Genomic DNA, 26,473 nt, shown 5'->3' with positions numbered 1-26,473 from the left:
CAGATGTCCGAAGGTCTTCCTGTCCGCCATCGCCCTCGCAGCCCTCGTCATTTACTGGCTATGAGTCCTGAGCCTAGCTCGCTTGGCTATAGGCGAATATGACTATCTTACCAAGTTCGCCCAAAAATGTCCTCTAATGAGTTCGCCAGATTTTGCGGCCCCCCCCCACGCCGCGTCAGCGGCGCCAGGCCCAACGGGAGCGGATCATGCCCATGATCCGGCGACGGGCGGGAGAGCCCCCGCCTCAGCCGTCCATGTCGCCGTGGATGGCGAATTGCTCTAGGCCCGCCGATTGCGCCTCGATCATGCGGTAGCTTTCGCGCACGCCGGCCTCGGTCAGCTCTCGCATCACCGTCAGCAGGGTGTTGGGCGCGTGATCGGCGCAGAGCTCGGCCATATGGGCGAGCTCCTCGGCAGCCACAGGCCGGGCGGCGGCCACATCGGGTGCGCCGTAGTAGCCGACGAAATGATGCGCCAGAAGGTCGGTCAGCGTCTCCAGCTCCGCCTCCTCGATCTTGGTCACCGCAACGAAGGTCACCCGCCCGCCGGTTTCCAGCCCCATCCAGCCGTTGGCAAAGGCCTGGCGCTGCTTGCCGGTCAGATCCGCCTCGCCCCAGTTGGAGAATTCGAACCCGCCCGAGATGCACCACTCCCCGGTGCGCGCGGGGCTGGCAAAGACGTTTTGATCGCTCTCGTCGAAGTGGATGGCGCGGGCCAGGTGCATCACGGGGTCTCCAGAAGTGTTGTCAGGGGAATGAGGTGGGTGGTCTCACCATCGCGCAAGAGCATGCCGAATGCCTCGTCTATGCCAAGGAAGGTGCCGCTCAGGGCCTGCTGCTCGATAGGTTCACCCATGCCATGGGCCAGGCTGCGCCATTCTTCATGCAGCGATTTGGAGCCTTCCTCTTCCCAGCGTGCGATCCAGTGTAGGCAGTGACGTGCCCAGCCTTCGACCAGGGCGGGGGCCGCCACATCGGCGCAGCCTTCGGCATAAAGCGCGGTCTGGTCCGGGGTCTCGCCGCCATCGCCATCGGCGGGCCACAAGGGCAGTTCCAGCCCGATCACCAGCCAGTCCGGCACCTCTGCCGGATCGGTGGTGCTGGCGGCGGCGCGTAACTGCCCGCAGCGGGCACCGTTGATGCGGATGGCGCCATCCCATTCCAGGTGCACGGCCACCTCGGGCGGGGCCAGCGTGCCAAGCGCATTCTGGAACCCCACGCCACAGGTGGGCAGCATTGCCATGGCCTGTGCCAGCGGCACTTCGGGCGCAAAGACCAGTGCCGCGCGCAATGTGTCATGGGCAAGGTTATAGACCACGAGACCCGCATCGCAGCCCAGGACCGCCCGTTTGCAGGCGGTCTCGAACGGATCCTCAAGGCCGGTCACGGCCTCGCCCGACATCAACGGCGGAAAGGAAAGCGCTGTGGCAGTCTCGCTCATGCGGCGCCCCGTGCGATCAGCCCCTTGGCGACATCCTGGAAGGCCTTCGCCTGCGGGCTGTCGGGCTTGCTGACCACCACCGGCGCGCCACCATCGGCGGCCAGGCGCACGTCCAGATGCAGCGGGATCTCCGCCAGGAGCGGCACGTTCAGCTTCTTGGCTTCGGCGGCAACGCCACCATGGCCGAAGATGTGCTCCTCATGGCCGCAGTTCGAGCATATGTGGGTCGACATATTCTCGATCAACCCGACGATCGGCACATGCAGCTGCTTGAACATGTCGATGCCCTTGCGCGCGTCAATCAGGGCGACGTCCTGCGGGGTGGAGACCACGATGGCGCCGTCCACATGGGCCTTTTGCGCAAGGGTCATCTGCACATCGCCGGTGCCGGGCGGCAGGTCCACGATCAGCACGTCCAAGGCGCCCCATTGCACCTGCATCATCATCTGCTGCAAGGCGCCCATCAGCATCGGGCCGCGCCAGACCACGGCCTGATCTTCGTTGGTCATGAGGCCAATGGACATCATGGTGACGCCGTGGTTGCGCATCGGCAGGATGGTCTTGCCATCGGGGCTGGCTGGGCGGCCAGAGACGCCCAGCATGCGCGGCTGCGAGGGGCCGTAGACATCTGCATCCAGCAGGCCCACCCTGCGCCCTTCGGCGGCCAGCGCGCAGGCGAGGTTGGCCGATACCGTGGACTTGCCGACGCCGCCCTTGCCCGAGGCCACGGCGAGGATCCGATCCACGCCGGGGATCTTCTGCGGGCCTTGCGGCTGCGCGGCTTTCTTCGGCTTCAGATCCGGCGGCGCCTTGTCGGAATGGGCGGTCAGCAGCGCCGAGACCTTTTCGACCCCGGCCAGAGCCGTGACCTTGGCTTCGGCCTCATCCCGGATCGGTTCGTAGGTCTTGGCGCGCGCCGGGTCGATCTCCAGCACGAAACGGACCTCTGCCCCTTCGATGTTCAATGCGCGCACGATGCCTGCGGCGACGATATCGCTGCCGCTTGTAGGGTCGGTGATGGTCTTCAGTGCCTCGAGGACAGCTTCACGGGTGAGGGACACGCCGGTCTACTCCTTTGGTATTGTCGTTTGTCGTATTCGGACGGAACACTTGACTGAGATCTAGGTTGCTTCCTAGCATTTCGAATGGCCCGTTTGTTTTTTCTCTATCCGATCCGCTGGTGTTGCGCAGCGATCAATCGGATCAGCCCCGCGCCAGGCCGCCTTGCTGTTCTGGCTGCCGGTATCGTGTTTGTCGCGCTGGTGGCCGCTGTGCCCGCGCGTGCTGAGGATCGTCTGGTGCGGATGGCGGTGCCGGAGGCGCTGGTCGAGACCGGTTTCCTGCGACACCTTCTGCCGCGGTTTTCCCTGAAAACCCAGGTCCGGGTGCAGATCGTTATGCCCGGAGAGGCGGCAGAGGCCGCGCTTGGCACCGAGACGCGCGCGGGCGGAACACCGGTGTTCCAGGCCGGTGCGGACCTGTGGTACCTCACGGTTCTGGACAAGGACCACCCCGGAACCCAGCGATTTCTTGACTGGCTGAATTCCGAGATCGGCGCGCGCACCATCACCGCCTATGCGCCACAGGGCGTGCAGATGTTCACCCTGCCGCAGGTTCAGCGCGCCACGGTCGAGGAGATCTCTTTCGACGGCGATGCCGAACGGGGGCAAAGCCTGTCGCAGGTGATGTGCGGACGCTGCCACGTGGTGGCAGAGGACCGGCGGATGTCCGATATCGGCTCGACCCCTTCGTTTTTTGTGCTGCGCACCCTGCCGGACTGGGATTACCGCTTCCAGGCCTTCTATGCGCTGAACCCGCATCCCGCCTTCACCCAGGTGGAGGATGTGACGCCGCCCTTCCCCGAGGATCGCCCGTCCCCGATCGTGCCGGTCGCCATGACGCTCGACGATCTGGAGGCAATCCTTGCCTATGTGGCCGGCCTCACGCCGGCGGATCTGGGGGCACCCTTGCAGCATCAGTGATCGCGGCGCTTGCTGAGGTAGTCTTCGGTGGTGCGCACGGCGGGGCGATCCTTGCCCGCGAAGGGATTGTTCTGCTGATGGAACTGCGCGTTGACGCGGCAATCATCACACATCTGGATCATCCGCGCCGCATCGGATGTGGCAAACATCGCGTGTTTGCCAGCCAGTTTCTCGGTGATCTTCTCGATGGTGGATTTCACCCCGAACAGGCTGCCGCATTCGATGCAGGCAAAGGGTTCCTCCTCGTGCAGGACCACCTGGCTCAGCGCTTCGGGTTGCAGGTTCAGGCGCGGCTCGTAAGTGATCGCCTGCTCGGGGCAGACGTTGGCGCAAAGGCCGCATTGCAGGCAGGCGTCCTCCTGGAACCGCAGCTGTGGTTGGTCCGGGTTGTCCCCCAGCGCGCCCGAGGGGCAGAGCGACACGCAGGACAGGCACAGGGTGCAGCTGCCCTTATCCACCAGCACCGCGCCATAGGGGGCGTCTTCGGGCAGGGGCAGCATCTCGGCCTCGGGCGCCAATGCGCGGGCCGCCTGGCGGGTGATCTGGCGGCGGGTGCCCATGGGTCGCAGCGGCGCGGCAATCGGCGCAGGCACCTGTGCATCGTATAGCGCATCGCTGAGCGCATCCGGGTCGTTGAGATCCAGAAGCGTGGCCTTCTCGCCTGCGATGGCGCAGGCGAGGTTGCATTCGCGCTCTTGCACCTCCCGGTCTGCCTTGGGCGACAGCAGAATGGACACATGGGCAAAGCCTGCTGCCAGCGCCGCCAGGATCTCGGCGTGGCCGAAGGTGTTCAGCGCCTCCACCTCCAGCGGCAGCACATCGGCGGGCAGGCCGCGGCCAAAGCGCGCCGCAAGGCGGATCATCTCGGCGCCATGGGCATTGACCACCAAGAGGCGCGGCGCATGGCCGCCCGCATCAAGGTAGGCTTTCGCCAGCACCTGGATGCGGCGCATCAGGGTTTCGGTGGGCGGCGCGTCATAGGTGATCGACCCCGAGGGGCAGAGCGAGGCACAGGCGCCGCAGCCGGCACAGATCATCGGATCGATGCTGACGTGATCGCCGCTCGCGGTGATCGCGCCGGTGGGGCAGACGTCAAGGCAGTTGCTGCAGCCCGTCTGGCTGGCGCGGGAATGGGCGCAAAGCAGCGGCTCGCTGCGCACATAGAGAGGTTTCTCGAAGGTGCCGATCAGCTGGCTCGCCGCGAGCACCGCATCGGCCACCGCCTGGACGCCCTTTGGATCGGCGCGCAGGTAGCCTTCGCGTTTTTCATGGGCGGGAAACAGCGGCGTGCCACCGGTCAGATCCAGGATGATATCGCATTCCGAGCGCCCGCCATCGCGGGCATCGCTCCAGGTCCAGGCGCGCCCGGTGACATCGATCTGCTGCAGGGCGTCGATGGTCACGTGGAACTGGCCAAGTGCCCCGCTTGCCTGGCGCAACCGCCCCCGGATCACATCAAAGGCGCGGGTTGCCGGGGCCTCGACCGCATCTGTCAGCAGCACGGTCACACCCAGCGTATCCTGCAGCCGTTCCGCAGCGGCCAGAGCCACGTCGGAGGTGCCGACAATCAGGCACAGCCCTTCGGAGACCACATCCACGGTCTTGGCCGCGGACCGATCCACAGCCGCCTCTGCCACCAGGGCGGACATTTTGGGCAGCAGATCCCCCTTATCGGCGGTCCATCCCCCCCTGTCCCGCAGGTCGAGAAAGGCCGGGACCGGGGCGCCGATTTCCTCCGCGATCTCCTCGAAAAGGCGCTGTTCCTGGGTGCAACAAATCACTGCCTCGCCGGTGGCGATGGCGGCGGCGGCGCTGTCGGTCTGGCGGGTGCAAAGGGCGGAATGCACCTTGGAGCAGGGCAATTCGGTTGCCTGTGACAAGCCTTGCGCATCGATCTTTTGAGATCCGGAACAATCGCATAAAATCAGATGCTTAGTCATATTTTCCTCGCTTGCATCAGGGCTGGCGTGACGGCGAATTTCCGCTGTCAGGGCCTCAGATTAGGCATGATTCGAGGGCCGCGTAAACCGGTTTGGCTGGAGCCGAGGCGCATCTTGCGGGGGCAAATTGCCGGGGTGATTCGCTGGGAATTGTGTACTGCGGTATTCCGACAAAAAAGATCGACATAGACAATTCGACCACGGCGCCTCTCTGGGTCTTGCTGGCTGCCCCAATTTGTCCGGCTGGTGCGAATTATGGCCAGACACCGCACAGCAGGCTTTCACGATAGCGCGATGATGCTGCACAGTTTCGGTGACGCAGGGAGAGCCGGGATCCAACCGACCGTGAACCAGACTTTGGACAAGACCGATGTGATGCCGCTGGGCATCGTCATCCGCCGCACCCCCGGGGTTACCCGCTGGGCCAAATGGTCGTGGCGGGTGTCCGGGGTCCTGCCGGCCGCGAAACCGGCCGATTGGCAGCTCTTGCGCGAAGAGGAGGGCGCCAGCGAATTCCACGCCGCCACCCTGCCGCTGGAGCTGCACCGGGCCGACGCCGAAGCTTACATGCAGGGTCTCACCGCCGAGCCGCCCTGCGTCTACGTGGTCCTGCGCGACAGCGATGATACCGCCCGCCCGCTGGAGGTGACGCTGGTCACCGCCTCTCCGTTCGAGGCGCAGGACTACGCCGACAACGGCGAGGATATGGTGGAGCGGGTGCCGATGCCCTCGGGCCTGGTGGCCTGGGTGCGGGAGTTCACGCTCAAGCATTTCCAGGAAGAGGAATTCAAGAAGCGCCGCCGCGACAAGCGCACCGTGGGCGAGGCAGAGGATGGCGTTGGCGATCCGCGCATCGCGCAGCTGACCGATGTCTACCGCTCGCCCGCGCTGGTCAGGAAGGGGCGCCTGCAATGAGCCGCGATTTCTGGTCCCGCCGCAAGGCCGCCGTGGAGGCAGAGGCCGAAGCCGAAGCCCGCGCCGAGGCTGCCGCCGAAATCGCCGAGCGCGAACAGGCGCTGGAAGAAAAGAGCGACGAAGAGATCCTGGCCGAGCTGGAGCTGCCGGATCCCGACACGCTGGAGCAGGGCGACGATTTCAAGATCTTCCTGCGCGATGTGGTGCCCGCGCGCATCCGCACCCGGGCGCTGCGCCGCCTGTGGCGGCTCAACCCGGTGCTGGCCAATGTCGATGGGCTGGTGGACTACGGCGAGGATTTCACCGACAGCGCCATGGTCGTCGAAGGCATGCAGACCGCCTATCAGGTGGGCAAGGGCATGACTAAACACGTCGAGGAACTGGCCCGCCAGGCCGCCGAAAGGGAAAAGGCGGCAGCAGCCGGGTCAGGGAGTGCGGCAGAGATGGCCGCAGAAGATGCCGCGCCCGCGCTGGACCAAGACGAACAGGTTGAGGAACAGGCCGGTGAACAGGCCGAAGCGCTGGCAGCAGATGCCGCCATCGAACAGGAGGCCCAGGCCGCGATGGCCGAAGATCGGCCGGTTCCGGTCTCTGCGCCCGTCACTTCTGTGCCTGCCACCCAGGTGGCTGACAGAACGGATGAAGCCGGTGATACTGATCCCCTGGACACCCTGCCGCGCCGGATGCGGTTTTCCTTTGATCAGGATCGGGCTGACGCGCGGGTGAGGGCATGAACAAGGAGTACACCATGACAGCCACCGCTGACCCTTCAGCGCCGCTGGTAAGCGAAGAGGACCGCCTGCGCGCGGATCTGTATAATTTCCTGGGGCTGATCCTGTCGGCGCCGCCGGATGAATTCCTGCTGGCCCAGACGGCGGGCCTGCAAGGGGATGACACCGACCTGGGAGTGGCGATCAACGCGCTGGCCAAGATCGCGAAGCTTTCGAAGCCTCCTGCGGTGGAGCGCGAGTTCAACAAGCTGTTCATCGGTCTGGGCCGGGGCGAGCTTCTGCCCTATGCAAGCTATTATCTGACCGGTTTCCTGAATGAAAAGCCGCTGGCACAGCTGCGCCGTGACATGGCGGCGCGCGGCATGACGCGGGCGGCGAATGTCTATGAGCCCGAGGACAACATCGCCTCATTGATGGAGATGATGGGGGCGCTGATTGCGGGACGGTTTGGCGCAGCGGCCAGCCTTGCGGATCAGAAGACCTTCTTCAACACCCACATCGGCCCCTGGGCCGGTCACTTCTTTCTGGATCTGGAGAAGGCCAAGAACTCGGTTCTCTATGCCTCGGTCGGCGCTGTCGGCCGGGTGTTCATGGAGATCGAGGCCGAGGCCTTCCGGATGAGCGCGGAGCAATCCGCATAAACCGGGGCAGAATTGCCTGCCCCATCAACGTGAGCGACCACCAAGGAGGAGACACTCACATGACCAAGAAAGCAGAGGCAGCATCGAGCCGCCGCGACTTTCTGAAAGTCGCCGCAACAACGGCGCCGCTGGCAGCAGTGGCCGTTGCGACGACCGGGGGCGCGGTGGAGGCCGCAGAACCCGATCTTGCAAAGGAGACGATGCAGGATACCGCGCATACCCGCGCCTATTACGAAAGCGCCCGGTTCTAAGGCTCCGTTCGCACATTAATGGCCTGAGGCAACTGGTTGCGTGACGCCCGACCGCCAACAGGTTTTTCGTCAACCCAGCGCGCTTTCTGAGGAGGAAGCAAGCAAGGGAGGTTCTAAATGCTTAGGAAAAAGACCAACGGGGTTGCGAGACGCCCCCAGCGGACCAGTATCCTGTCCAAAGTCGGCGAAACATCCGTCGACCGCCGCGCCTTTTTGCGTGGCTCCGGCCTGGCCATCGGCGGCCTGGCTGCCATCAGCGCCACCGGCGGGTCGGTGACCCAGGCCAATGCGGCCACCGCGGCTGCGGGCGCTGTTGAAACCGTGAAATCCGTCTGCACCCACTGCTCGGTCGGCTGTACCGTGGTGGCAGAAGTCCAGAACGGTGTCTGGGTCGGGCAGGAACCCGGCTGGGACAGCCCGTTCAACCTCGGCGCCCATTGCGCCAAGGGGGCATCCGTGCGCGAACACGCCCACGGCGAGCGCCGCCTCAAGTACCCGATGAAGAAAGAGGGTGGCGAGTGGAAGCGCATCTCCTGGGATCAGGCGATCAACGAGATCGGCGACGGCATGATGCAGATCCGCGAAGAAAGCGGACCTGACAGCGTCTACTGGCTCGGCTCGGCCAAGCACAACAACGAACAGGCCTACCTGTTCCGCAAGTTCGCCGCCTACTGGGGCACGAACAACGTGGATCACCAGGCGCGGATCTGTCACTCCACCACCGTTGCGGGTGTTGCGAACACATGGGGCTACGGCGCCATGACCAACAGCTACAACGACATCCATAACTCCAAGGCGATCTTCATCATCGGCGGCAACCCGGCCGAGGCGCACCCCGTCTCGCTCTTGCACGTGCTGAAGGCCAAGGAGCAGAACAACGCGCCGCTGATCGTCTGCGATCCGCGTTTCACCCGCACCGCGGCCCATGCCGACGAATATGTGCGCTTCCGTCCCGGTACCGACGTTGCGCTGGTCTGGGGCATCCTGTGGCACATCTTCGAGAACGGCTGGGAAGACAAGGAGTTCATCCGCACCCGTGTCTGGGGCATGGACCAGATCCGCGAGGAAGTGGCCAAGTGGACCCCCGAAGAGGTCGAGCGCGTCACCGGCACCCCCGGTTCGCAGCTGCGCCGCGTGGCCCTCACCATGGCCAACAACCGTCCCGGCACCGTGATCTGGTGTATGGGCGGTACCCAGCACACCAATGGCAACAACAACACCCGTGCCTATTGCATCCTCCAGCTGGCGCTGGGCAACATGGGCACCTCGGGTGGTGGCACCAACATCTTCCGTGGCCATGACAACGTGCAGGGTGCAACCGACCTTGGCGTTCTCTCGCACACCCTGCCGGGCTACTATGGCCTGTCCAAGGGCGCCTGGGCACATTGGGCCCGCGTCTGGGAGGAAGATCCGGAATGGCTTGCGGGTCAGTTCGACACGCTGAAAGGCGCTGACGGCAAGGACAAGAGCCTGCAGAACCTGACGGGTATCCCGGTCAGCCGCTGGATCGATGGTATCCTTGAAGACAAGGAGAACATGGATCAGCCGAACAATGTTCGCGCCATGGTACTGTGGGGGCATGCGCCCAACTCGCAGACCCGGATGACGGAAATGAAGACGGCGATGGAAAAGCTGGACATGCTGGTCGTGGTCGACCCGTATCCCACCGTTTCCGCCGTGCTGCATGACCGCACCGATGGCGTCTACCTGCTGCCGGCCTGTACCCAGTTCGAAACCCGTGGCTCTGTCACCGCGTCGAACCGCTCGTTCCAGTGGCGCGACAAGGTGGTCGATCCGCTGTTCGAAAGCCTGCCCGATCACGTGATCATGGCGAAATTCGCCAACAAGTTCGGCTGGGCCGACCGCCTGTTCCGCAACATCGAGATGGAAGACGCGGAAACCCCGAACATCGAAAGCATCACGCGGGAGTTCAACCGCGGCCTGTGGACCATCGGCTATACCGGTCAAAGCCCGGAACGGCTGAAGAAGCACATGGCCAACCAGCACACCTTTGACCGCACCACGCTGCGCGCGGTGGGTGGCCCGGCCGATGGCGACTACTACGGTCTGCCCTGGCCCTGCTGGGGCACCGCCGAGATGAACCATCCTGGCACGCCGAACCTTTACGACATGTCCAAACCGGTCTCCGAGGGTGGTCTCACCTTCCGCGCCCGTTTCGGCGTGGAGCGGGACGGCGACAACCTCCTGGCCGAGGGCGTCTATTCCGCAGGTTCGGAAATCCAGGACGGCTATCCTGAATTCACCATGGCGATGCTGCATGACCTGGGTTGGGACCAAGACCTGACCAAGGCCGAATGGGCGATCATCCAGGCCATCGCCGCCGGTGAATTCACCGATGTCGAAAGCCTGAACCTGAGCGATGCGGATTTCGAGGATGGCGAAACGCCGGATGCGATCCAGGCGATCTTTGCCAAATCGGGCGATGCGATCGGAAAGATCAACTGGAAGACCGACCTGTCGGGCGGCATCCAGCGGGTCGCGATCAAGCACGAATGCGCTCCCTTCGGCAACGCCAAGGCGCGTGCGGTTGTGTGGACCTTCCCGGATCCGGTGCCGCTGCACCGCGAGCCGCTCTACACCAACCGCCGGGATCTGGTTGCGGATTATCCGACCTACGAGGATCGCAAGTTCTATCGTCTGCCGACGATGTACGCCTCGATCCAGAAGAAGGATGTCTCGCAGGAGTATCCGATCATCCTCACCTCCGGCCGTCTGGTCGAATACGAGGGTGGCGGCGACGAGACCCGCTCGAACCCCTGGCTGGCCGAATTGCAGCAGGACATGTTCGTCGAGATCAACCCGCGTGACGCCAATAACCTTGGCGTGCGGGACGGCGAACAGTGCTGGGTCGAAGGTCCGGAGGGCGGCAAGGTCAAGGTCATGGCCATGGTCACCGAACGGGTCGGCGCGGGCGTTGCCTTCATGCCGTTCCACTTCGGCGGTCATTTCCAGGGCGACGACCTGCGCTCGAAATATCCCGATGGGGCTGATCCGTATGTGTTGGGCGAAAGCACCAACACGGCGCAGACCTACGGGTATGACAGTGTGACCCAGATGCAGGAGACCAAGTGTACTCTCTGCAAAATCATGCCAGCGTAAGGAGTTAGAGTAATGGCAAGAGCGAAGTTTCTCTGCGATGCCGAACGCTGCATCGAATGTAACGCCTGTGTCACCGCCTGTAAGAACGAGCATGAGGTGCCCTGGGGGATCAACCGTCGCCGTGTCGTGACCATCAATGATGGCAAGCCCGGCGAACGCTCGATCTCGGTCGCCTGCATGCATTGTTCGGATGCGCCCTGTATGGCCGTTTGCCCGGTGGATTGCTTCTACCAGAACGAGGAAGGGGTGGTTCTGCACTCCAAGGACCTCTGCATCGGCTGTGGCTACTGCTTCTACGCGTGCCCCTTTGGCGCGCCGCAGTATCCGCAGGCGGGCAACTTTGGCAGCCGTGGCAAGATGGACAAATGCACCTTCTGCGCCGGTGGCCCGGAGGAGACCCACTCCAACGCGGAGTTCTCCAAATACGGCCGCAACCGGATCGCAGAGGGCAAGCTGCCCATCTGCGCCGAGATGTGCTCGACCAAGGCGCTGCTGGCCGGTGACGGCGACGTGGTGTCGGCGGTCTACCGCGAACGCGTCGTGGCGCGCGGTTTCGGCACCGGTGCCTGGGGCTGGGGTACGGCTTACGACCAGAAGGGCGGCTAAACCCGCCTTTTCAGGGTAAACTAGGGGATGGCCTGCAATGCGCGGGCCATCCTGCCCTACGTGATTCACAGATGACACACCCGTACGACACACCCGTCCGTACGTACGACAGACTCGAAGGAGTGTGGCTCATGCTGCGCATGGTTTTCGCATTTGTTCTGCAATTGACGCTGCTGGTCGGCGCGGTGCAGGCACAGGACACGACCGCGCCAATCGCGCCGGATCGCAGCGCCACCGGCGGCGCGCAGACGCTTGAAGATATCCTCGCCCGGCAGCGGGGCGAGAGACTGGACGACTCCTTCCGCCGCGATGCCACCGGCAACCCCGAGATCGCTGCCGGTATCACCGAACAGCTGGGCACCCTTGGCGGCGCCTCCGATCCCGAGGTCTGGCGCCAGCTGCGCTATGGGTCGGCCGATGTGACGGTCTCGGCCGGGGGCGAGGTTGCCAGCGTGCTGATGCAGGACGGCGGCATGACCTGGCTTTCCTTCCGCGACGGGCCGTTGCGCAGCTACGGGGGCTGGCTGCTGCTTGGCACCATCGGCGCTCTGGTGGTGTTCTTCCTCTTGCGCGGGCGCATCGCCATAGATGAAGAGCTGACCGGGCGCACCGTAACCCGCTTCAAGTTCATCGAGCGCATGGCCCATTGGACGCTGGCGGGTTCCTTCATCGTGCTGGGTATCACCGGACTTCTGACCCTGTTCGGCCGCGCGCTCATTGCGCCCTACCTTGGCAAGGATCTCAATTCCTTCTTGCTGATTTATGGTAAATGGCTGCACAACTCGGTCGCCTGGGCCTTCATGGTGGCGCTGGTCCTGGTCTTCGTGATGTGGGTGGTGCACAACATTCCGAACCGCACCGACCTGGTGTGGATCCGCCAGTTCGGCGGCATCATCGGCAAGAAACACCCGCCCGCAAAGAAATTCAACGCAGGCCAGAAGGTGATCTTCTGGTCGGTGATCCTGTTTGGCGCCTCGATCTCGGTCTCGGGTCTGTCGCTGCTGTTCCCCTATGAGCTGCCGCTGTTCGCCAAGACATTCGCGGTGCTGAACGATATCGGCGCACCCCAGTGGATCGGGCTTGGCGCCCTGCCGGAACAGCTGTCGCCGCAGGAAGAGATGCAGTTCGCGCAAGCCTGGCACGCCATTATGGCCTTCGTGCTGATGGCGATCATCATTGCCCATATCTATATCGGCTCGGTCGGTATGGAGGGTGCCTATGATGCCATGGGATCGGGGGAAGTGGACGAGGCCTGGGCCCATCAGCACCACTCGATCTGGCTGGAGGAAGAAAAAGCCAAAGCCGCCGCAAGCGCCAAGGGCGCAACCCCGGCGGAATAGGCCTCCACAGACCGAAAGCAGATGCGTCTTCTTGCCAGCCTGACCCTTGTTGCCTGTCTCTGCGCCGGATCGCTTCCGGCGCAGGAATTCGTGACGCTCAAAGGACACGGCGGGCCGATCATGGGGGTGGCGACGGCGCCTTCGGGGCAGGTGGCCAGCGCCAGTTTCGACAATTCCGCAGCGCTTTGGCAGGCGCGCGCGCCGCAGTGGCTGGAGGGCCATGATGCGGCGGTGACGGCGGTCCGTTTTGTCGGGCAGGATCGCCTGGTGACGGGGGGAGACGATTTTGCCCTGCGTCTTTGGGCGCCCGATGGCAGCTCAAAGCTGCTGGGGCGGCACAAGGGCAAGGTGCGCGGGCTGGCGGTGTCAGCCGATGGGGGCGCCATTGCCTCGGCCAGCTGGGATGGCAGCATCGGGATCTGGCCACTGGATGGCGCGCCTGCGCGGATGATTGAGATCGGCAGTGGGGTGAATGACGTGGCCCATGGGCCGGAGGGTCTGCTGTTTGCCGCAACCATGGACGGGCGCGTCCTGCGGATCGATCCCAAGGGGGATGGCGCGCCGCGTCCGCTGGCAGAGCAGGGATTTGGCGTCAACCGCCTGATCGTCGATGCGACAGCAGGCTGGCTCGCCTATGGCGCCGTCGATGGGGCGACGCGTATCATTGACCTGAACGACGGCGCTGCAATCGCGGATTTCACCCTCGACCGCCGCCCGATCCTGGCCATGGCCTACCATGCAGCCACCGGCCAATTGGCGGTGGGTGATGGGCACGGCTATATCATGATGATCGCCACCGGGCAGGGCAGCGCCAACGAGAATGATGGCTGGCGTATCGCCCGTGATTTCCGCGCCACCCGCAAGGGCCCCATATGGGCGCTTGCCTTTTCCCCCGATGGCAACACCATATGGGCCGGAGGGTTGGATGACGTGATCTATGGCTGGCCAGTGGCACTGATGGGAGACTTCGATCCCGCCATGGGGCAGGAGCGCACATTCCTGCGCCCGGCCGACAGCATGCCCAACGGCGAGCGGCAGTTCATGCGCAAATGCTCGATCTGCCACGCGCTGACACCTGGCGACAGCCGAAAGGCGGGGCCGACGCTTTATGCGTTGTTCGGGCGCCGTGCGGGCAGCCTGCCGGGATACCGTTATTCGCCGGTTCTGGATGGATCTGATATCATATGGACCGACGACACCATTGACGCGCTGTTCGATCTGGGGCCGGATCACTATATTCCGGGTTCCAAGATGCCGATGCAGCGCATTACCGCCGCCGAGGATCGCAAGGATCTGGTGGCGTTTCTGAAACGCGCAACGCGACCGGAGGAGTGACAGGATGAAAGCGATGATTGCAGGCTTTGCGGCGATTGCCGTGATTGCCGTGGGGGCGGATCTGGCCTTGGATCGTGCAGGGTTTGCCGCTGATGAGAAATTCTCTGGCCAAGCGGTGCGACTGGATTGAACCAGCCTGTGATCTCTGCCGCCCCGCGCGATGAATACGGCGAAAACCTTGCCGGTGCCTCGATCCTGGTGATCGATGACGAACCGGGCATGCGCAATTTCATGACCAAGATCCTGAGCCCCCGCTGCAAGCGGGTGGAGCAGGCGAGCTCTGCCGCCGAAGCCTCGCAGATCCTGGACAAGGCCCATTTTGACCTGGTGATCCTGGACAATATCATGCCCGGCAAGACCGGCCTTGAGTGGGTGCAGGAACAGCGCCGGGTGGGGCTGTTTGCCGATACCATCCTGGTCACGGCCTATGCGGATCTGGAAACCGCGATCCTGGCGCTGAGGGCCGGGGTGGCGGATTTCGTGTTGAAGCCTTTCCGCGCCAACCAGATCCTGAACTCGGTGGCCCGCGCGCTGGATCGAAAATACCTGCGGCGGGAAAATTACCTGCTGAAGCACGAACTTTCGGCCGAAGGGGCGACGGCGCGGGGGCGGCTGCTGGGGAAATCGGCGGCCATCACCCGGGCGCGGGAGATGCTGACCCGGCTGGCGCCGCTGCCGACACCGGTGCTGTTCACCGGTGCCAGCGGCACCGGCAAGGAGATCGCCGCCCGCACCCTGCATTCCCTGTCGGAACGCGCGGAAAAGCCATTCGTGGCGGTCAACTGCGCCGCCATTGCGCCGGATCGCATCGGGCAGGAGCTGTTCGGGGTGCTGGATGACAACGACCGGCGCCGGGACGGATTGTTCCTGCATGCCGACGGCGGCACCCTGTTCCTGGACGAGGTGGCGCAGATGCCCGATCAGGTGCAGGCGGCCCTGCTGCGGGTGCTGGAGGATCAGCGCGTGCGGCCCGTGGGCGCCGAGCGGGACATCCCGCTGAACCTGCGGTTCCTCTTCGCCACCAATGCCGATCTGGAGCAGGCGGTGGCCGAGGGGCGGTTCCGCGCCGATCTCTATCACCGGATCAACGTGGTGAAGATCGAGATGCCGCCCTTGCGCGACCGCATCGAGGATATCGTGGAACTGGCGGCGCTGTTCATGGAGCAGTTTTCCGCAACCCTGGCCATGCCAGCGCTGGAGCTGGACGAGGAGACGTTGCTCAAGTTCTCGCGCTACGAATGGCCCGGGAACGTGCGCGAGCTGCGCAATCTCATCGAACGTTCGGTGATCCTCGGCGCCTTCCCGGAGGAGTTTTCCGGCAAGGGGTCGGTCACGGGACCTGCGGCGATTGAAACGCTGGACCTGGTCACCCAGCGGCACATCATGCACATGCTGGATGCCTGCGAAGGCAACCGCGCCGAGGCGGCCCGGCGCCTGGGAGTGTCGCGCAAGACCATCGACCGCAAATGCGCCTCCTGGGGGGTGTGACGGGGGGCGGGCCTGACGCAGGGCGGGAGGCTCCCGCGCCTGTTGCATGATTTGCAGGGCAAATCCCGCAAAACAGCCTTGGGCCCAGCGCTGCGCTATTGCGCAGCGCGCTCGTGCATAGATGGCTGCGCTATTGCACAGCGTGGGCGCGTCTAGTCGCGGCGTTCCGGCAGCCAGATCGAAAAGGCAGCCCCGCCTTCGGGGCGGTTCCGGGCGGTGATGATACCGCCTGCGTGCTGGATCAGGGTCTGGCTGATCGACAGGCCGAGGCCGGTGCCTTCGCCCGGTTTGGTGGTGAAGAACGGGTTGAAGACCTCGGCGATATGCGCCTCATCGATCCCGGTGCCGCTGTCCGAAACGGTCAGGCAGGCGCCGGGCGCACCATCGCGATCCTGAGCCGCAAGAGACAGGGTCAGGGTGCCGCCGTCCTTCATCGCGTGGACCGCATTGATGATCAGGTTGATGATCACCTGCTGCAATTCGCCCGGATCGATCCGCACCAGCGGTGCAGCCCCCAGATCACCGGTGACCGTGATGTCATGTTTGGCGATCAGGTGATCCACCAGCACCAGGCAATCGGTGATGACATTCGCGATATCGACGCTTTCCTCGAAGGTGCCGAATTCCGAGGGCCGGGCGAATTGCAGCAGCTTGCCGACGATGGCGCCGATCCGCATCACCTGATTGTCGATGAGGCCCAGCTCGGTCTGCACCTCATCCGCTGCGGGCCCCAGGGTCATCCGCATCACATCGACATTGCCCTGGATCACCGCCACCGGATTGTTGATCTCATGGGCGACACCTGCGGTGATCTCACCGATGGAGGCGAGCTTTTCGTTCAGGACCAGCTGTTTATAGGTCTCTTCCAGCTTGCGGTTGGCGGCCTTCAGCTCGCTGGTGCGCTGATCCACGCGGGCATTCAGCTCTTCGGCCCAATCGCGCAGCTTTTGGTCGCGCTCCTGGATCTGGTCCAGGAGCGTATCCAGATGGCTGGCCACCTGGCCAATCTCGTTGCGGCTGCCCACATCGCCGTTGCGGGCCGCAAGGTCGCCGCGCTCCACCTGTTTCATGGTGTCGGTCATCCGCTCAAGCGGCGCAAAGATCCCCTTGGCCAGCTTGAGAAACAGCGGCGCCGAGATTGCCAGAACCAGAAGGAACACCCCGACGATGGTCCAATAGGCTTCGGATTTTGCGGCATTATAGGGGGCTTCCAGAAAGCCCACATAGAGCATGCCGACACGGGCGCCGAAACTGTCGGTGAGCGGCAGGTAGCCCGAGATATACCAGTCGTTGACCACAAAGGCCCGATCAAGCCAGGTGCGCCCTTCCTCCAGCACCAGGGTGCGCACCGCCGCAGAGACCCGTGTGCCCAGGGCGCGCACCTCCTCGAACAGGCGCACATTGGTGGAGACCCGGGTATCCTCCAGGAACAGCGTCGCCGTGCCCTGCCGGTTGCCGCCGTCCTTGTCGCCGAGATAGACCAGCGCGTTCAGCCTGTCGATGAAATCGAGGTTGCGGTTCAGCAACAGCCCACCGCGCAGGACACCGTTATGGCCGGGCATGATCACCGGGGCCGCGGTATGGACCACCATGCCGCGATCCTCGATCCGGCGCGTGGTTGGGGCGGCGGCTTCGGTTTCGATCAGCGGGATGATGGCGCGTTCCTGCAAGGCTGGCGACAAAAGCGCCAGGTCAGCGGCGGAAAAGATATCGATCTCCGAGGCCAGCCGTCCGCGCGCGGCGGTCTGCACCACGGGCCATTTTCCCTGCGCGCCACTCAGCGCCGTCAGAGGCAGATACTCCAGGAAATCCAGCTGCATCTGGGGTCTGCGATCGCTCAGAAAGCGGCTCACCGCTTCCGGTCCCTCCTTCAGCGCGGTCTCGAAAGCGGTGGATTGCGCCAGGCTCAACAGGCTGTTGGCGCTGCCGGTCTGCAGATGGCCAAGGTACTGTTCGGCGATCCGCAGATCGCTGTCCACCTTGGCGATCAGCACCGCGTCGTAATCCGCGTTCCAACGGGTCATCGCCAGGATCAGCATCAGCGGCATCAAAACGCTGAGTGGTACAAGCGCCAGCAAGAGCAGGCGTAGGCGAACGGATTTCAAGGTGTGGCCCCTCCCATGGCCGGGGCACTGTGACATCGCTTCCATGAGGAGGGCAAGGGGCAGGCCCGCATAATCGACCTGGCAGGGATCAGGCGGGAATGACTTTCCCGGCCCAGTCGAAGACCTGGCCGCTGACACCGGGGTGCAGGTCTGCGATGACCTGCGCCAGACAGCTGGCGGCGTGGTCTGCTGTGAACAGCTTTTCCTTGGGAACCGCGCGGCTGAAGGGCCGGGAGAGATCCGTGTCTACCGTGCCGGGATGCAGACCGGCGCAGATCAGCTGCGGATGGGTGCGCGCCATCTCGATCGCGTAATTGCGCAGAAGCATGTTCAGCGCCGCCTTTGAGGCGCGATAGGCGTGCCAGCCGCCCAGGCGGTTGTCCGAGATCGAGCCCACCCGCGCCGACAGCGCCGCAAAGACCGCGCGGCGGTCGCGCGGCATGCGGGGCAGCAGGTGTTTTGCCACCAGCGCAGGCCCGAAGGTATTGACTGCAAACACCTGCTCAAAGGCTGGCAGGCTCTGTTGTTTCAGGGATTTCTCGGGCCTGAGGGCCGTACCGTCCGACAGAATGCCGGTGGCGACGATCACCAGATCGGGGGCCTCCACACGGGCCGCGAGGGCCGCAAGACTGTCCTCATCGGTGATCTCGGCCTTGTGAGAGATGACCGGACCGGGGGCGGATGCGGTACCGCTGCGGCTGACCGCATGGATGGCTTCCACGCCGGGCTGCGCTGCATAGTGGCGCAGCAGGGCGTCTCCGATCCCGCCGCTGGCGCCAAGGATCACCACCTCTTTGGGGGCAGGCTCTGCAGACATGGATGGCCCTCACATCAGTTTCAGGAACAGGCGACGGGGCAGGACGCGGCCAAGGGTGAAGACCCAGGAGAAGGGCGCGGGAAAGGAGGTGGAAAACCGCCCGCTTCGCATTGCCTGCAGGCAGCGGCGCGCGGCCTCTTCCGGCTCCATGATCTGCGGCATCCTGAATTTGTTCTTGTCCGTCAGGCGGGTGCGAATGAAGCCGGGGTTGATCACCTGCACGCGCACGCCGGTGCCGCGCAGATCTGCCTGCAGGTTCTCGCCCAGGTGCATCAATGCTGCCTTGGAGGCGCCATAGCCGATGGCGCCGGGCAGGCCGGTGTGCCCCGCCAGCGAGCCGATCAGCACGATATGGCCGCTGTCCCTTTGACAGAACTGTGGAACGATCTGCCCCAGCACCCGCATGGCGCCCATGAAATTCACCTGGCACATGGTCTCGACCGCCTCCGGCTGCCAATCCCGCGCCGCCAGCGGATCATAGGCGCCGGCGCAGTAGATCAGCCCATCCAAGGGGCCAAGTGTAGCCATGGCCTGCGACAGGCTGTCGGCGTCGGTGACATCCAGCGGCAGCGATGTGGCATCCCTGAGCCGCGATGCAAGCACGTCCAGACGCGCAGCATTGCGCGCCGACAGGATGAGCCGCGCACCGGCCTCGTCCAGCGCCTCGGCCAAGGCATAGCCCAGCCCCTCGCTGGCGCCAACGATCCACCATCTGCGGCCCTGAAACATCTCAGCCCTCCACCGGCCGCATGGTGGCGATCAGCTCTGCGACCTTGATGCCGAACTTGCGCATTTCGGAGCGGTTGAGGATGGTGCCGTTCTCCATCAGGTACATCCAATCGGTGACGTCCAGCACATGGCCACCTGCATCTTCGGGCAGGCGGATGCGGTAGGACAGCTGCACCGTGGCGCCCAGCTGGCGCCCTGTGCCGGTGCCGATGATGTCGTCGGCGGTGGCGGTGAAATGCCCGTCACTCCCCATGGTGAGGTACCATTTGCGGGCCTGGGTGCTGCCATTGGCGTAAGAGAAATCCTCGCTCAAGGTGCCGCTGCTGCCGTCCCACTCCCCGCGCATCCGCGCCACGAAGCGAGAGACCACGCGCCCGCGTGGCCCGTAGATCATGCCTTCCGAGATCAGATCGCCCGACAGGCGTTCCTGGATGTCAAAGGCGGGGCCAGTGCCCGCGTAATGCTCCAATCGCTGGGAGCGAAAGCCGAAACCGGGCCGCCAGAGGGCCAGCACAAGCGCTGCAACAAGAAGGAGAAGGATCAGTTTCATGAAAAAGAGACCTCGCGCGGCAAGCGCACCACCAGGGCGATTGCCAATAGCTTGATAAGACAGGGAAGAACCGCATAGGCGAGCGTGAGCGCCTGCAGGGCGGTGGCGCTGTTTGGCTGACCCGGCTTGAACCCGCTGAGCTCCAGCAGCGGCAGTAGGATCAGCGCGGCAGCGGCGAGGGCCAGTTTGGCCGCAAAACTCCAAAGGCCAAAGGCCTGCCCGGCCTAAATACCTGCCCGTGCCAGGGCCGAGGAAAACAGGACCGGCAGGATCACCATGTCCGCGCCCAGGGCGGCGCCCGATCCGAGGCAGATCAGGGCAAAGGCCAAGGCGGCGCCCTCGGGCAATGTGGCAGCCGAGATGAAGGACAGGATTGCCAGCGCCATGGCGGGAACCAGCACCTGCCGCGCGCCGTATTTGGCGCTGGCACGGGTCCAGAGGGGAACCGACAGGCCCGCGGCCAGGAAGAACAGGATCAGGAAGGAACCGGCCAGATCCGGCAGGCCCAGCCTTTCCTCCACGAAGAACAGGAACAGGGTGGAGGTCATCGCCACCGGCAGGCTGTTGATCAGCGCCAGCACCAGCAACCGGGTGCCCCCGGCGCCGTGCAACGCGGACAGGGACAATGGCGCTTCTGCGCGGGCAGGCAGGTGCCAAAGGGGGCGCGTCAGCAGCCAGACCAGAAGGCAGATCAGTGCCAGCAGCACGCCAAAGGCGCCGTAGCCCTGACCCGCGGCGCCAAGGACCACCAGAAGCGTCGGGGCAAGCGCGGCCAGGATGATGCCGGTCAGGCTGCCGCCCTCACGCCAAGCGGCCATGCGGATCAGGGCCTCTGACGATCCCGCCAGCGACAGGCTTTGGCCGTAAAAGAGGATGGTGCCCAGGCTATAGGCGCTGAACAGCAGCACCAATGCGACGACCAGCCAGACCAGCGTCCCCGAGGCTGGCAGCAGCGTGTAAAGCAGCAGGAACCCCGCTGCCATGCCAAGGCAGGCCACGGCGGCAAAACGGTTGCGTGCCTCGGGGTGGCGGTCGATCAGCCAGCCAAGCGCCGGATCCTGCACGAAATCAAGCACCCGGATCCCGGCCAGCACCGCGCCCAGCGTCGCCAGGCTCAGCCCCAGCTCGGCGGTGGCATAGCGCGGCAGGTGAATGTAAAGCGGCAACCCGGCCGCCGCCAGCATCAGGGCAAACAGGCTGATTCGGGCGGCGTGCATGTCATTGCCCCCGCAGTTCGGCCGACAGGCGCGCCGAGCGGCTGTTCTCGGAGAGCCAGATACCAAGGAAGCGCTTGCGCAGCCCCTCATGGCGGATCGCGCAGGTGCGTTCTCCGTTCAGATACAATTCCATGCTGTCCGGGCGCACCGACACGGCAGTGAAGACATCGCCCTTGTCGACATCCCGAAAACAGCCGTCGAGCTTGCGGGTCAAAGCCTCAAGATCGGGGCGTGTGCCCTCGATGCGCTGGAGTTCCGACCGGGTCGATTGGGTCAGATCGGCGCGGGTGATGCTGCGGAAATACTCGATCTCCAGCGCCAGGGGGCGGTTCCAGTCGAACCGATTGGCGCCATCCGTGTGCAGGCGCGCGCGATAGACCGCAAGGCCCAGCCAGCGCAGGGTGGCGCTGCCCAGTTCGACCGGCTGTACCAGCCCGTAGCTGCGCAGGTTCGCCAGCGCCGGGGCAGGCAGCACCAGGGCCGCCACAGCTCCGGTGATCAAAACCCTGCGCAGAAGGTCACGCATGGCTCAGCTCCACCTGCACCACATCGGTCTGGCCAACGGCAAAGGAGCCAGCACAGATTTCCAGGTAGTAGCGCCAGTTGCGCAGGAAGGCGGCATCATAGCCCAGCTCCATGATCTTGGGCGCGCGCTCGCCCAGCCGTTCGGCCCAGATCCGGCAGGTGCGGGCGTAGTCCTGCCCGAAGGCAAAGGAGTTGGTCACCTTCAGCCCCGCCTGCCGCGCCTGGTGCGAGATCACCGCATCGGACAACAGCATGCCACCAGGGAAGGTGTACTGGCGGATGTAGTCCGAGGAATTGCGGTAGATGTCGAAATAGCTGTCCTGCACGGTGATGGCCTGCACCAGCGCCTTGCCGCCCTCCGCAAGGCGCGATTTGACGGTTGCGAAATAGCTCGGCCAATAGCGTTCACCCACCGCCTCGATCATCTCGATGGAGACGATATTGTCATAGGTGCCGCTGGATTTGCGGTAGTCGCACAGCTCGATCGCGGCGCGCCCATCCAGCCGCGCATCCGCATAGCCGTGCTGGCTGGGTGAGATGGTGAGCCCGGTCACATGCCGCCCGGTATCTGCGGCACGTTCGGCAAAGCCGCCCCAGCCGCAGCCGATTTCCAGAATGCGCTCACCTCCGGTCAGGCGACTGAGCGCGCGGTCGTATTTGCGGTTCTGGGCGCGCTCCAGATCGTTGTCGCCGGGTGCAAACAGAGCCGAGGAATAGGTCATGCCGCTGTCGAGCCACAGCTGGTAGAACTCATTGCCGACATCGTAATGGGCCTTGATGTTGCGGGATGAGCCACGGATCGAATTGGCGCGCAGGATGCGGTCCACGGCGCGGAACTTCAGCCCGCTCCAGAAGCTCGGGTAGGCAAAATCGCCAAAGTAATCGAGGTTCAGAAGGGCCACCTGGATCAGGGTCTCGATGCTGGAGGTCTCCCACAGGCCCTCGATGTAGGTCTCGCCAAGGCCGATGTCGCCGCGCGCCGCCATGGCGGTGACGGCGGCCCAATCGAACAGGACCATCTCGGCCTCGGGTCCGCCCTGGCCGAAATCATGCACTTCGCCTTCTGGGGTGGTCAGGCGCAGGCTGCCCTTTCGGATGCGGGCGCAGCTGTCGAGGAAATCACGTTTTACGCGGTTGGTAATGAACAGCATCAGCTGACCTCCTGTTTCGGGGGCAGGGGGCGCCGACGATAGGGCGCGCCCTTGAGTTTGAGTTTCAATGCCTGCCAGTGGATCAGGGCGATGGTGCGAAAGGCGCCAAGCGGGCGGCGCAGGCTGGCGCGCAAAAGCGAGGCATTGCTGAGCGGTTGGCGCCGCCCGGCAAGGGTGGCAATCACGCCGTCCGCCCCGTCTTCCAGGGCGATGCGAATGGCGATCCGGTCCGTGCGGATGTCGAAATGGAACCGGTATTCCCCCGCGATCTTCTGGAAGGGCGAGACGTGGAATATCTTGCGCGCCGTGATCTCGTCCGGGCCGGAAATTGGCGCGAACCCGTCCCGATGGCACAGGTAACTGTGGCGGTCTCCGAAGGTGTTGGAGACCTCCGCGATAACGGCGCGCAGATCCTCGCCTTCCATCGCCAGCCAGAAGCTGACAGGATTGAAAGTGTACCACAGAAAGCTGGGTTGCGTCAGCAACAGGATCCGCAGCCCTTCAAGGTTCAGACCGGCGCGTGCAAAGACCTCTTGCGCCCAAGGCAGGCCGCGCCCGGCGCCGACGGGGCCGCCGTGGTTGCGATCATCGACCGAGGCCAGGTTGAAGCGATTGCGCGAAAACAGCCCCGGTCCTGCGTCGCTTTCCGGGTCGATCAGCACGTAATCGACACCATAGCGAAAGGCATTGCGGATGCTGCCGCGCCGCGCGTGTGTGGTATGGCCCGCGATGTGGTCGGGCCAAAGAGGTGCGGCAAACAGGTTCATGCCGTGATCCGCGCGGCTGTTCTGGCCTCGATCGCGCGGGCGACGCGCACGGCACTGGCGAACCCGTCCTCGTGGAAGCCGTGGCGCAGATAGGCACCGGCAAACCAGGTGTTGTTCTGCCCTTGGATTTCCTCAATCTGCTTTTGGGCGCTGAGGGCGGCGCGGTCAAAGATCGGATGGCGGAAGGTGTTGACATCGTAAATGGTGTCGTCACGCACCGGTTGGACCGGGTTCAGAGAGATGAACAGCGGGTCGTCTTCGGGGATGTTCTGCAGGCGGTTCATCCAGTAGGTGACGCCAATCGCCGGGCGGGTATCGCGGGCCTCGGCCTTGTAGACCCAGGAGGACCAGCAGGCGCGCCGTTTCGGCATCTGGGCCTCATCGCGGTGCAGGATCACCTCGTTGTCTTGATAGCGCATATTGCCCAGAAGGGAGGCTTCCCGGGCGGTTGGATCCGCCAGAAGGCGCAGGGCATCGTCGGAATGGCAGGCCATGATCACCTGGTCGAAGTCCTGCGCCTCGCCCGTGGGCAGGCGAAGGGTCACGCCATCGGGGCGCCGTTCGACGGACTGCACCGGTGTGCCGGGGCGCAGGGTGCAGCCCTTGGCCAGAAGATGCGCTTCCAGCCTGCGCAGATATTCGATGCTGCCGCCCTTCACGGTCCACCATTGGTGCTGTCCGGTGGCGCTGAGCAGCGCGTGGTTGCGGAAGAACTGGACCAGGGTGCGGGCAGGAAAGCCGTGGATTTCCTCCATCGGGGTGGACCAGATGGCGCCACAGATCGGCATCAGGTAGTAGCGCTGGAACCAGTCGCCAAGGCGCAGCTCCTGCATCAGCTGACCGATGGTGACATCGTCGCTTTGGGCGGCCTCCACCGCGTGGGCGTTGAAACGCAGGATGTCGCGCACCATCGCGTAAAAGGCCGGACGCGCGGCGTTCAGCGGCTGGCCGAACAGCGACCGGAGGTTCTTCAGCCCGTATTCCACCGCGCCCCCGTCGATGCTGGCGCCAAAGGTCATGTCGCTTTTGACGATGGGCACATCCAGATCGCGGAACATGGCCGTCAGATGCGGGTAGTTCACGAAGTTGAAGACGATGAAGCCGGTATCCACAGGCTGATCGCCCCGGCGCCCGGCCAGCACGGTACGAGCATGGCCACCAAGACGCGGCGCGGCCTCGAACAGGGTCACGTCGTGGCCGGGGGACAGCCGATAGGCCGCCGCAAGGCCGGAAATACCACCGCCGACAATGGCAACGCGCTGGCGAGGAACTGGGGGGGCATCAAATGACATGGGAACTCCGTTGCTTTTCAACCAGTACGCAGGCCCATCGGGGACGGATCAAAACTTTGTCGAAAGGGTGGGAAAACGGCGGCTCTGTCGCGCGACAGGACAAGGGGAAGAAAAAACTTGCGCAGCTGTGATCCGGATGCGAGGCGGCAACGTAATGGACATATGTTGGAACTTGACCCCGATCCCGCACTTGAAGCGCTCGTGCCACCGGTTACGGTGAACGCTGCGGCAGCGCGCCCGCGCGAAAGGGAACAGGTGGACAGAAACAGGCTCTCAGAGCAGACGCAATGGATGCTGGCGGTACGGGACAACCGGGACCGGGCGGCCTTTGGGTGGCTGTTCGATTATTTCGCACCACGGCTCAAAGGGGTGATCTGCCGGTCCGGCATTTCCCAGGGCCAGGCCGAAGACATCGTGCAGGACGTGATGCTGACCGTGTGGCGCAAGGCGCATCTATTCGACCCGCAGCGGGCGCAGGTGTCGTCCTGGATCTACCAGGTTGCGCGCAATCGCCAGATCGATGTGATCCGAAAGGAGCGCCGCCCCGTACCCGAAGAGCTGAAGCAGCCCGAAGAGGTTCAGGAAGACGCAAGTCAGATCGTGGCCCTGGAACAGGAAACCACACGTCTGAGGGATGCACTGAAGCGGCTGAAGCCTGCGCAGCGCGAAATGGTGGAAAAGGCTTACTTTGGCGAGTTGAGCCACACCGATATCCGCGCCGAGACGGGCCTGCCGCTTGGAACGATTAAATCCCGCATCCGCCTGGGGCTGGAACGGTTGCGGCACGAACTAAAGGGAACGGACACTCCATGAGCGGCATTACCCATCATGTTCCTGATGAGCTGCTGATCGCCTATGCTTCGGGCACACTCGATCCGGCCTTTGCGCTGGTGGTGGCGACGCATGTTTCCATGTGTGATGAAAGCCGGGCGCGTCTTGGCGCCCATCAGGCTGTTGGCGGTGCGCTGCTGGACAGTCTTGCCCCGCCCGAGGACCAGGGGATCTCCATCTCCGCCGATATGAAGGCCCGGCTGATGGATGCGCTGGACGATCCTTACGAGGCACCGCCAAGCTATGGCGCCTCCGGCATCTTCCCGGCGCCGGTGATGGAGGCGTTGGGCGGTCTGCCACCCAAGTGGAAACCGCTGGGCGGCGGCGTACGCCAGTCGATCCTGTCGCGTGGGACGGGCGGCAGCGTGCGGCTTCTGTACATCCCCGGCGGCCAGGCCGTGCCTGACCACGGCCACAACGGGCTGGAGCTGACCCTGGTGCTGCAGGGGGCGTTCTCCGATGAGACCGGCCGCTTTGGCGTCGGAGATGTCGAGGTTGCCAACGCTGATCTGGAACATACCCCCATCGCCGAAGAGGGGCCGGCCTGCATCTGCCTGGCGGCGACGGACGCGGCGTTGCGGTTCCGCTCGCTTATCCCGCGCCTGCTGCAGCCCGTCTTCCGTATCTGAGGCGCCGCTGCGGGGCTTTCCCTGCCGCAGAAACCGGCGGGCAGGTGGACCGAGCGCTCCATCTGGGACCC

Annotated in this window: 25 protein-coding genes and 1 pseudogene; 13 read left to right on the top strand and 13 right to left on the bottom strand. The window is 64.4% G+C overall.

Annotation, left to right across the window (positions count from 1 at the left end):
• Positions 1-244 precede the first annotated feature (244 nt).
• From PXK01_RS04565 to apbC, 3 genes are read right to left on the bottom strand one after another with little or no spacing between them, the layout of a single operon-like run.
• The gene (locus tag PXK01_RS04565) at positions 245-724 is read right to left on the bottom strand and encodes a DUF6505 family protein (RefSeq protein WP_274859050.1); all 480 of its coding nucleotides are present in this window, start codon (positions 722-724) and stop codon (positions 245-247) included.
• Positions 724-1,440: a biotin/lipoate--protein ligase family protein gene (locus tag PXK01_RS04560; protein ID WP_274859049.1), complete on the bottom strand. Its 717-nt coding sequence runs from the start codon at positions 1,438-1,440 to the stop codon at positions 724-726. Before PXK01_RS04560 ends, PXK01_RS04565 begins: the two co-directional genes overlap by 1 nt.
• On the bottom strand, positions 1,437-2,501 hold the full coding sequence (gene apbC / locus PXK01_RS04555; protein WP_274847398.1) for an iron-sulfur cluster carrier protein ApbC: 1,065 nt from the start codon (positions 2,499-2,501) through the stop codon (positions 1,437-1,439). The genes PXK01_RS04560 and apbC overlap by 4 nt, the downstream gene beginning before the upstream one ends.
• Before the next feature lie 84 nt (positions 2,502-2,585).
• Here apbC and PXK01_RS04550 point away from each other — a divergent pair, with 84 nt between their 5' ends.
• A complete protein-coding gene (locus tag PXK01_RS04550) occupies positions 2,586-3,422 on the top strand; it encodes a hypothetical protein (RefSeq protein ID WP_274859048.1) in 837 nt (278 codons plus the stop codon).
• Here the strand turns inward: PXK01_RS04550 and PXK01_RS04545 are convergent.
• Positions 3,416-5,362: a 4Fe-4S binding protein gene (locus tag PXK01_RS04545; RefSeq protein ID WP_274859047.1), complete on the bottom strand. Its 1,947-nt coding sequence runs from the start codon at positions 5,360-5,362 to the stop codon at positions 3,416-3,418. The genes PXK01_RS04550 and PXK01_RS04545 overlap by 7 nt on opposite strands.
• A gap of 375 nt (positions 5,363-5,737) precedes the next feature.
• Here PXK01_RS04545 and PXK01_RS04540 point away from each other — a divergent pair, with 375 nt between their 5' ends.
• From PXK01_RS04540 to PXK01_RS04495, 10 genes are all read left to right on the top strand, one after another.
• On the top strand, positions 5,738-6,277 hold the full coding sequence (locus tag PXK01_RS04540; protein WP_274859057.1) for a DUF3305 domain-containing protein: 540 nt from the start codon (positions 5,738-5,740) through the stop codon (positions 6,275-6,277).
• The gene (locus PXK01_RS04535) at positions 6,274-7,011 is read left to right on the top strand and encodes a DUF3306 domain-containing protein (protein WP_274859046.1); all 738 of its coding nucleotides are present in this window, start codon (positions 6,274-6,276) and stop codon (positions 7,009-7,011) included. Before PXK01_RS04540 ends, PXK01_RS04535 begins: the two co-directional genes overlap by 4 nt.
• Positions 7,012-7,025: 14 nt before the next feature.
• Positions 7,026-7,649 carry a TorD/DmsD family molecular chaperone gene (locus tag PXK01_RS04530; RefSeq protein WP_274847402.1) on the top strand — a complete coding sequence of 208 codons (624 nt, stop codon included), beginning with the start codon at positions 7,026-7,028 and terminating at the stop codon, positions 7,647-7,649.
• 59 nt (positions 7,650-7,708) lie between these two features.
• The gene (locus PXK01_RS04525; protein ID WP_274847403.1) at positions 7,709-7,900 is read left to right on the top strand and encodes a twin-arginine translocation pathway signal protein; all 192 of its coding nucleotides are present in this window, start codon (positions 7,709-7,711) and stop codon (positions 7,898-7,900) included.
• Positions 7,901-8,017: 117 nt separating this feature from the next.
• A complete protein-coding gene (locus PXK01_RS04520) occupies positions 8,018-11,020 on the top strand; it encodes a formate dehydrogenase subunit alpha (protein ID WP_274847404.1) in 3,003 nt (1,000 codons plus the stop codon).
• A 12-nt stretch (positions 11,021-11,032) separates the two neighbouring features.
• Positions 11,033-11,626: a formate dehydrogenase FDH3 subunit beta gene (gene fdh3B / locus PXK01_RS04515; protein ID WP_274847405.1), complete on the top strand. Its 594-nt coding sequence runs from the start codon at positions 11,033-11,035 to the stop codon at positions 11,624-11,626.
• A gap of 131 nt (positions 11,627-11,757) precedes the next feature.
• The gene (locus PXK01_RS04510) at positions 11,758-12,966 is read left to right on the top strand and encodes a formate dehydrogenase subunit gamma (RefSeq protein WP_274859045.1); all 1,209 of its coding nucleotides are present in this window, start codon (positions 11,758-11,760) and stop codon (positions 12,964-12,966) included.
• Between the two features lie 21 nt (positions 12,967-12,987).
• Positions 12,988-14,301, top strand: a complete 1,314-nt coding sequence (locus PXK01_RS04505; RefSeq protein ID WP_274847407.1) for a c-type cytochrome — start codon at positions 12,988-12,990, stop codon at positions 14,299-14,301.
• 4 nt (positions 14,302-14,305) lie between these two features.
• Positions 14,306-14,431: a hypothetical protein gene (locus PXK01_RS04500; protein ID WP_274847408.1), complete on the top strand. Its 126-nt coding sequence runs from the start codon at positions 14,306-14,308 to the stop codon at positions 14,429-14,431.
• Entirely contained in the window at positions 14,428-15,789 is a 1,362-nt protein-coding gene (locus PXK01_RS04495; protein ID WP_274847409.1) for a sigma-54-dependent transcriptional regulator, read from the top strand. The genes PXK01_RS04500 and PXK01_RS04495 overlap by 4 nt, the downstream gene beginning before the upstream one ends.
• Before the next feature lie 152 nt (positions 15,790-15,941).
• Here PXK01_RS04495 and PXK01_RS04490 read toward each other — a convergent pair whose 3' ends face one another.
• From PXK01_RS04490 to PXK01_RS04450, 9 genes and pseudogenes are all read right to left on the bottom strand, one after another.
• The gene (locus tag PXK01_RS04490) at positions 15,942-17,894 is read right to left on the bottom strand and encodes a sensor histidine kinase (RefSeq protein WP_274847410.1); all 1,953 of its coding nucleotides are present in this window, start codon (positions 17,892-17,894) and stop codon (positions 15,942-15,944) included.
• Positions 17,895-17,982: 88 nt separating this feature from the next.
• Positions 17,983-18,711, bottom strand: a complete 729-nt coding sequence (locus PXK01_RS04485) for an SDR family NAD(P)-dependent oxidoreductase (protein WP_274859044.1) — start codon at positions 18,709-18,711, stop codon at positions 17,983-17,985.
• Between the two features lie 9 nt (positions 18,712-18,720).
• The gene (locus PXK01_RS04480; protein WP_274859043.1) at positions 18,721-19,440 is read right to left on the bottom strand and encodes an SDR family NAD(P)-dependent oxidoreductase; all 720 of its coding nucleotides are present in this window, start codon (positions 19,438-19,440) and stop codon (positions 18,721-18,723) included.
• Between the two features lies 1 nt (position 19,441).
• A complete protein-coding gene (locus PXK01_RS04475; RefSeq protein ID WP_274859042.1) occupies positions 19,442-19,990 on the bottom strand; it encodes a DUF3833 domain-containing protein in 549 nt (182 codons plus the stop codon).
• Positions 19,987-21,207, bottom strand: a pseudogene (locus tag PXK01_RS04470) (MFS transporter). The gene PXK01_RS04475 and the pseudogene PXK01_RS04470 overlap by 4 nt, the downstream one beginning before the upstream one ends.
• 1 nt (position 21,208) lies before the next feature.
• On the bottom strand, positions 21,209-21,733 hold the full coding sequence (locus PXK01_RS04465) for a chalcone isomerase family protein (protein WP_274859041.1): 525 nt from the start codon (positions 21,731-21,733) through the stop codon (positions 21,209-21,211).
• On the bottom strand, positions 21,726-22,883 hold the full coding sequence (locus PXK01_RS04460; RefSeq protein ID WP_274859040.1) for an SAM-dependent methyltransferase: 1,158 nt from the start codon (positions 22,881-22,883) through the stop codon (positions 21,726-21,728). Before PXK01_RS04460 ends, PXK01_RS04465 begins: the two co-directional genes overlap by 8 nt.
• The gene (locus PXK01_RS04455) at positions 22,883-23,650 is read right to left on the bottom strand and encodes a DUF1365 domain-containing protein (protein ID WP_274859039.1); all 768 of its coding nucleotides are present in this window, start codon (positions 23,648-23,650) and stop codon (positions 22,883-22,885) included. Before PXK01_RS04455 ends, PXK01_RS04460 begins: the two co-directional genes overlap by 1 nt.
• Positions 23,647-24,942 (bottom strand): NAD(P)/FAD-dependent oxidoreductase, encoded by a 1,296-nt coding sequence (locus tag PXK01_RS04450; protein ID WP_274859038.1) that lies wholly within the window; start codon positions 24,940-24,942, stop codon positions 23,647-23,649. Before PXK01_RS04450 ends, PXK01_RS04455 begins: the two co-directional genes overlap by 4 nt.
• A 162-nt stretch (positions 24,943-25,104) precedes the next feature.
• On the opposite strand from PXK01_RS04450, the gene PXK01_RS04445 reads away from it, so the two are divergent.
• Both PXK01_RS04445 and PXK01_RS04440 read left to right on the top strand, forming a co-directional pair.
• Entirely contained in the window at positions 25,105-25,755 is a 651-nt protein-coding gene (locus tag PXK01_RS04445; protein ID WP_274859037.1) for a sigma-70 family RNA polymerase sigma factor, read from the top strand.
• The gene (locus tag PXK01_RS04440) at positions 25,752-26,402 is read left to right on the top strand and encodes a ChrR family anti-sigma-E factor (protein ID WP_274859036.1); all 651 of its coding nucleotides are present in this window, start codon (positions 25,752-25,754) and stop codon (positions 26,400-26,402) included. The genes PXK01_RS04445 and PXK01_RS04440 overlap by 4 nt, the downstream gene beginning before the upstream one ends.
• Positions 26,403-26,473 lie beyond the last annotated feature (71 nt).

It is taken from the genome of Phaeobacter sp. PT47_59, assembly GCF_028890025.1.
In the GTDB taxonomy this organism is placed as follows: Bacteria; Pseudomonadota; Alphaproteobacteria; order Rhodobacterales; family Rhodobacteraceae; genus Phycobacter.
This window is presented reverse-complemented; position numbering and strand designations above follow the sequence as displayed.